Annotated in this window: 5 protein-coding genes; 1 reads left to right on the top strand and 4 read right to left on the bottom strand. The window is 59.7% G+C overall.

The window, feature by feature from the left end:
- Window positions 1–76: 76 nt before the first annotated feature.
- The 3 genes from EV640_RS13490 to EV640_RS13480 form a co-directional block, all read right to left on the bottom strand.
- Complete coding sequence (locus tag EV640_RS13490; RefSeq protein WP_133726728.1) at window positions 77–706, bottom strand: hypothetical protein; 630 nt, start codon at window positions 704–706, stop codon at window positions 77–79.
- Window positions 707–816: 110 nt separating this feature from the next.
- A complete protein-coding gene (locus EV640_RS13485; RefSeq protein WP_133726727.1) occupies window positions 817–1,434 on the bottom strand; it encodes a hypothetical protein in 618 nt (205 codons plus the stop codon).
- 243 nt (window positions 1,435–1,677) lie between these two features.
- Entirely contained in the window at window positions 1,678–2,505 is an 828-nt protein-coding gene (locus EV640_RS13480) for a MerR family transcriptional regulator (RefSeq protein WP_133726726.1), read from the bottom strand.
- 780 nt (window positions 2,506–3,285) lie between these two features.
- On the opposite strand from EV640_RS13480, the gene EV640_RS13475 reads away from it, so the two are divergent.
- Window positions 3,286–4,404, top strand: a complete 1,119-nt coding sequence (locus tag EV640_RS13475) for a metal ABC transporter substrate-binding protein (protein ID WP_166645935.1) — start codon at window positions 3,286–3,288, stop codon at window positions 4,402–4,404.
- 240 nt (window positions 4,405–4,644) lie between these two features.
- Here the strand turns inward: EV640_RS13475 and EV640_RS13470 are convergent, their stop codons facing one another.
- Window positions 4,645–5,037, bottom strand: a complete 393-nt coding sequence (locus tag EV640_RS13470; RefSeq protein WP_243832341.1) for a Fur family transcriptional regulator — start codon at window positions 5,035–5,037, stop codon at window positions 4,645–4,647.
- Window positions 5,038–5,544 lie beyond the last annotated feature (507 nt).

Below are 5,544 nucleotides of genomic sequence, written 5' to 3'. Positions count from 1 at the left end.
TCGGGATTGACCCCAGTGGAGTACGAAGCAATCATGAACACCGGCGTCGCTCTCGCGGCGTGACTACACCTGTCACCTATCGGTGCGGCAGACCCAGTTGCGCTACCGCTTCGGCCTGAATGGTCTGAAGCGCGAGCGAGTTCGCCTGCACTTTAGACCAAGTGACTCCGGAGACTTTACCTATTTGGGTATAAAGGACATGTGCCTCTTCGATCGCGAGTGTGACTCCGCCTAGTTGACCCAGCACTTCCACTTTGCGCTGTTTGAGCAGTTGATCTAGCTTGGCGTCCATTGCGGCCAGGTACTGCCCGATCTCATCCAAAGCGGCTTCTAACGCCGCTTGGGTCACCAATGCAGATAGAACCGCTGGCGCGGCGGGTGTGAGTAACGCGGCCTTCTCAAACTTGAGATGCTTCAGAATCTGACCGTTGCCTTGACGGACCACCCCGGTTGCTGGGTTCCGCACTCCAGCCTTCCTGGCGAAGTCCGCAGACTCCTTCGTCAGCTTCACCCACCGCCCGCTAGTGGGCTGGAGACGGGATCCGAAACCTAATGCTTTGCTAGCCCCGAAGAGAGTCTGTCTCGTCACCCTTTGTGGGTTCAGTTCGGGCCGGTGGTCGTAGGACGACAGGAGTTTGTCCGACCCCAGGAGTAGAAAGCCATCGTCACTCTCGAAAATCGTAATGGTGTCCTGATCTACAGTCATGGCCTGATTGTGCCAGAGATAGCTGTTCGAACGAGGGATAACCCAACTTGGAATCTGCTATAGATCGGCGTACGTAAATCAAGGGGCAGAGCACTACGGCCCTCGGGTGTCTATTCTTCGGCACGTTTGAATTCGAACTCGATCTCGACGCCGTCGTCGATCCCCTCGATGATGCCGGTGTAGAAGGTCCGGGCCTGATCTTCCAGCAGGTCACGGTTCAGGTCGATCTGCTCGGTCAACTCGCCGCCACTTAAAATCTCTGTGATCGTAGATGCAGTATCGATCTCGGGCGTGACCCAGCTAAGGACCCCGTTTTGCTCGACGGCTGTTTTGAAGTTGACGTTGTCGTGACCGATGAAGATGAAGTCCGGCAGAGAGACCCGATACTGGTCCTCCCCGGTCTCGACAATGGAGACCTCGCTGCCTTCGACACCGAGCTTGGCGCGATAGCTGTATTGGAGAAACTGGGTGCGACCGGTACCAGGAAGATCTCGGCCGAAGATCTCCCTAGAGACTTGATCCTCGGCCAAGCCTTGCGTGCTGGTGCTGAGGAGCACGATCTGGTCCTGACGTTCTATAGCCGTCACGATCCTCGTATCACGCGATTCAGCGCTTATACCAAAGATAGGGCCCGTTGCGGCGGGGCCATACCTCACTAGAATGCCGACAACCACGACCACGAGGAGCACCGTCACCACTGACAGAATTCCTCGCTTCATAAAGTTCACCGAGTTTCATGTCGAGTTTGAAAAGGGCATGTCCGAACTGCACTGTCAGGACTACTTAAATGGACCCGACTGAATCGAGTGTAAACCACGAGAAAGTCCAGGATCTTTCGTAAGAACAGGAAGAACCCTGACTGGAAAACTCAGGAACGTTTTGAGGGAAGTCCGATCGCAGGCACGGGTCGATCGTGGATTGGGGAGAGGAATCCATCTCCGAAGCGCGGTCGCACCGACTGCCATGCAATGTCACCTCGTCTCTCGGGCAACGTCGGACTGCCGGACAGGCTGCTGCAGCTCAACGACGAACTCATCCCTCCGACCGGATTCGTCCGCTCGGAGGTAGAGCTCCCGGCAGGGACCGGTCGGCTCATAGCCGCGGGCGATGATCTCCTCGTGGAGAGCCTGCCAGCTGGCACGAATACCGTTGATCTCGCCGAGATGGACGGTGGCGAAGGCCTGTCCCGCGGCGGGCAGGTTCACCAGCTCGATGCCCTCCCGCGGATCTCCGCCGTAGACATAGCCGATGGTGGCCTCGATCCGGTCGTGCTCGGCGGCGTAGACCGCGATCGGGGTCTCCAGGGCGCCGCTGACTCCCCCGATGATCTCAGCGACGGCGTCAAAGCTGGGGCCGACGAGGCCGACGAGTTCTGGCTGCTCCTCCACTCGCACCTTGATCGCTGCGAGCTGGACTGCAGGAAGGGGTTTCTGGACGATCTCGACCTTGGACACAGGGTTCTTCCCTTCGATGAGCTGGAGCCTCCGCTCGACGTCGGCAAGCCGGGCGGCTGCGGTCCGTCGTTCCTCCTCCACCTCGGCACGACGTCGCCGCAGCAGGACCTTCAGCTGCTGCGCGTCGATGCCGTCGTCCAGCAGCGAGAAGGTCTCCTCAATGCTGAAACCCAGCTGCCGCAGGGCCACGATCCGATGCAGCCGTTCGAGCTGCTCAGGATCATAGAACCTGTAGCCGTTGAAGGGGTCGGTGTGTGCGGGCACCAGAAGACCGGTCCGGTCCCAGTGCCGCAGCATGCGGTGGGTCACCTGGCCGATCTGCGCGAAGCCTCCAATGGATAGCACGTCTCCACCTCACGGTCTGACACTGTGTCAGGGTCAAGACTGCCACGTTCCGGGCCGATGGCCGGGCTCTGGTTGGGCGGCTCATCACACGCCGTGTGCACGCGAGGATCGGAGTGATTTGGCCAGACCGCCAGGGCTTCACGACTGGCACTCCTTGATGTGGGGTACTCCCCGGCCTGGTTTGGTCTGTTGACGATTTAGTTGACCTCGTCACCTCTTCCTGCGTCAGCCCCGTGCGATTGCGCAGAACAGCCAGCATCAGTGAGCCGACGTGGTTTCTGGGAGTCGCCGGGCTGAGTTCGCCGCAGGGCCGGGGTGATGGTGATGTGGTCCCGTCCTGGCACGTGGTCACCATCCGTGCCATTCGCAGCTTCGCCCGATGCTGGGACACACCTGGCCCGGACTTACCAACAACCTGGGCCGACGAATTCACCGAGAGCTCTGAGCTCCGCCGTAAGGCCAGAATGATTCTGACCGCGTCGGTTGGGCCAGAATCTTGAGCACCTCGGCGGCGAGATCTACCTAGGCCGATTCAGGGTCTACTCCACACACTTTCTTATCTGCGTCCATACGCAGGTACTGAGACAAGGAGATGGGCTAGCTGAGTCTCACAGTGGCACTTCACACTACTGTTGAGATTTGTTCTCATCAACGGAGCGTCCTACGCTGTGGAGCAGACCCGCACCGTTCCCGAAAGGCCTCCCAATGTCTACACCGTCTTCGCACACCTCCCCGACTGGACAGATCAGGCAGGGCTCACCTCGCAAGCACCGGGGTCTGTTGCCGTTGGCTGCTCTCGGGGCTGCGGCCACACTGGTGTTGACCTCCTGCGGCAACCAGACCGAGGAGACCTCCGCCGCGTCAGATACGGCAGATGCCGACGCGCAGCTCAGCGTGGTCGCCTCCATCGATGTCTATGCCGATCTCGCAGCCCGGATCACCGGAGACACTGCCGAGGTGAAGGCGATCGTTGATAACCCGGCTGTTGACCCGCATTCCTATGAGGCCTCCCCGCAGGATCGTCTGAGCATCGAGCAGGCCGATGCGCTCATCGCCAATGGCGGCGGTTACGACCCCTTCCTGAGCACCCTGGCTGATTCAGCAGACAAAGATGAGGCCCTGATCCAGGTGCTGAGCGAATCTGAAGATGAAGAAGAGCACGACGAAGAAGACGGTGACGACTCCGAAACGACAGAGGATCAGGACGCCGAGGAACACGCGGGAGAAGGCGACAGCCATGATGATGAGGCTGATGATCACGACAGCGCGGGCAGCCCCGAGGAGGACCACTCCGAGCACGGTGCTGAGGAGAACCACGACGAAGACGTCGAGAACCAGGAAGGCGAGGATGACCACGCGGGCCATGGTCACGGAGAAGAGGGCGAGAACGAGCACGTCTGGTACGACTTGGCGCTGATGAGCGAGTTCGTTACAGACCTTGCAGATCACCTTGGCGACCTGTCCCCCGAGAATGCTGAGCTCTACAGCGAGAACGCAGAGAGCCTCGCCGAGGAGATCGACGCGCTCAACGAGCGCAACCGTGGTCTCGACGCATCTGGGATGACCTTCATGACCACCGAACCCGTCTCTGCATACCTGCTCAGCGATGCTGGCTTCAAGGACGAGACCGACGCGGACTTCCTGGCCGCGATCGAACACGGCGACGATGTCGCCCCTCGCCTGCTCCAAGATGCCCTGGAAAGCGCCGAAGATGTCGATGTGATGGTCTATAACGAACAGACCGAGACCAATCAGTCCCAACAGATCCGTCAGGCCGCTGAGGACGCCGGAGTTCCTGTCGTCGAGTTCAGCGAGACACTGCCAGAAGACGCTGAGGACTATTTGGACTGGATGGACACCAACATCGATCAGCTCGAGGAACTGCTGAACACTCGATGATTAATTGCCCGGCTGCGCAACCCGAGAGTCCGGGCAGCTAGGGCAATCATGAAGGAATTCTGATGAGTGTCGCCGGCCACCGGCAGGCTGGACCCCCGTCGGAACCCCTCCTGCGCGAGGACTGAATTCGGGCTTCTTCGGCAAGAGGCCCACCTCTCCCCTGACCGAGCATAGGAACGATAGAGCTCAGATCAGGGTCGGTGCGGAACGATCGACGCCGCCGACGCCGCAAGTGAGGCCTTAGCCTGCGGGAACGTGTTGACACCCGGTGCAGAGCCCTGAGAGCTCGAGGGCATAGGTGATTTCAGTGAAGTGGTGCCGATTCCCAGTGCGCTGCGCCCATTGTTCCACCGTGGCGTCGGTAACCTCGGTGGTCTCCCCACACTCCCGACAGACCAGATGATGATGAAACCCGCTTCGGCGGCACTGTCGGTAGCGAGTTTCACCGCCTGGGACGCTATGCGTCTCAAGGGAACCAGCGGCTGCTAGGGCATTGAGGTACCGATAGACCGTGGCCAGGGAAACATCGCTGCCCTCGTCCAGGAGGTGAGCGTGAAGCTGCTGGGCAGAACGAAACTGGGAAGTCTGTTCCAAGACTGCTGCCAGCGCTATGCGTTGCGGAGTTCTGCGCATCGTCATCTCAATAGTTCCATCTTGTGACCCGTCGGTGATCTCGCGCTGGATCGTTCTGCGCGGACCGCCATGACGAGTTCGGCCGTCCTGTGGTGCCCTCTACGATCAGCGCCCGGGCAGCTTCGCATGAAGATCTCAGGAGACGAAGGGCGACTTATCATGCGCCTCATTCTCAAAACAGAACAGTGGCATGTCAACTGAAGCCTCGCAGTCTCCTGCGGGCATCTCGGCTCAGGCCCAGGACACCCAGATGGCTCTTATCCCTCAACCCCCGTAAATAGTCTCGCCTCCGAGTTGCGCCTTCCATCCCGGGATAGGATCAGGTCCAATTCCAGAGGCTGTGCTGCACCCAGCAACCTGTGAGGAGTAGACGACTGACCGCTGAGAAATGATCGCCATGGCTGAGGTCCTTCTGGGCTGACCCCGTTTTTTAGATCCAGTCGTTGTGAGAGTCGTCTTGTTGCCCGAGTCCTCGGGCGGGAAGACTGGTCAGATCATGACGAACAC

The organism is Nesterenkonia aurantiaca (genome assembly GCF_004364585.1).
Lineage (GTDB): Bacteria > Actinomycetota > Actinomycetes > Actinomycetales > Micrococcaceae > Nesterenkonia > Nesterenkonia aurantiaca.
This window is presented reverse-complemented; position numbering and strand designations above follow the sequence as displayed.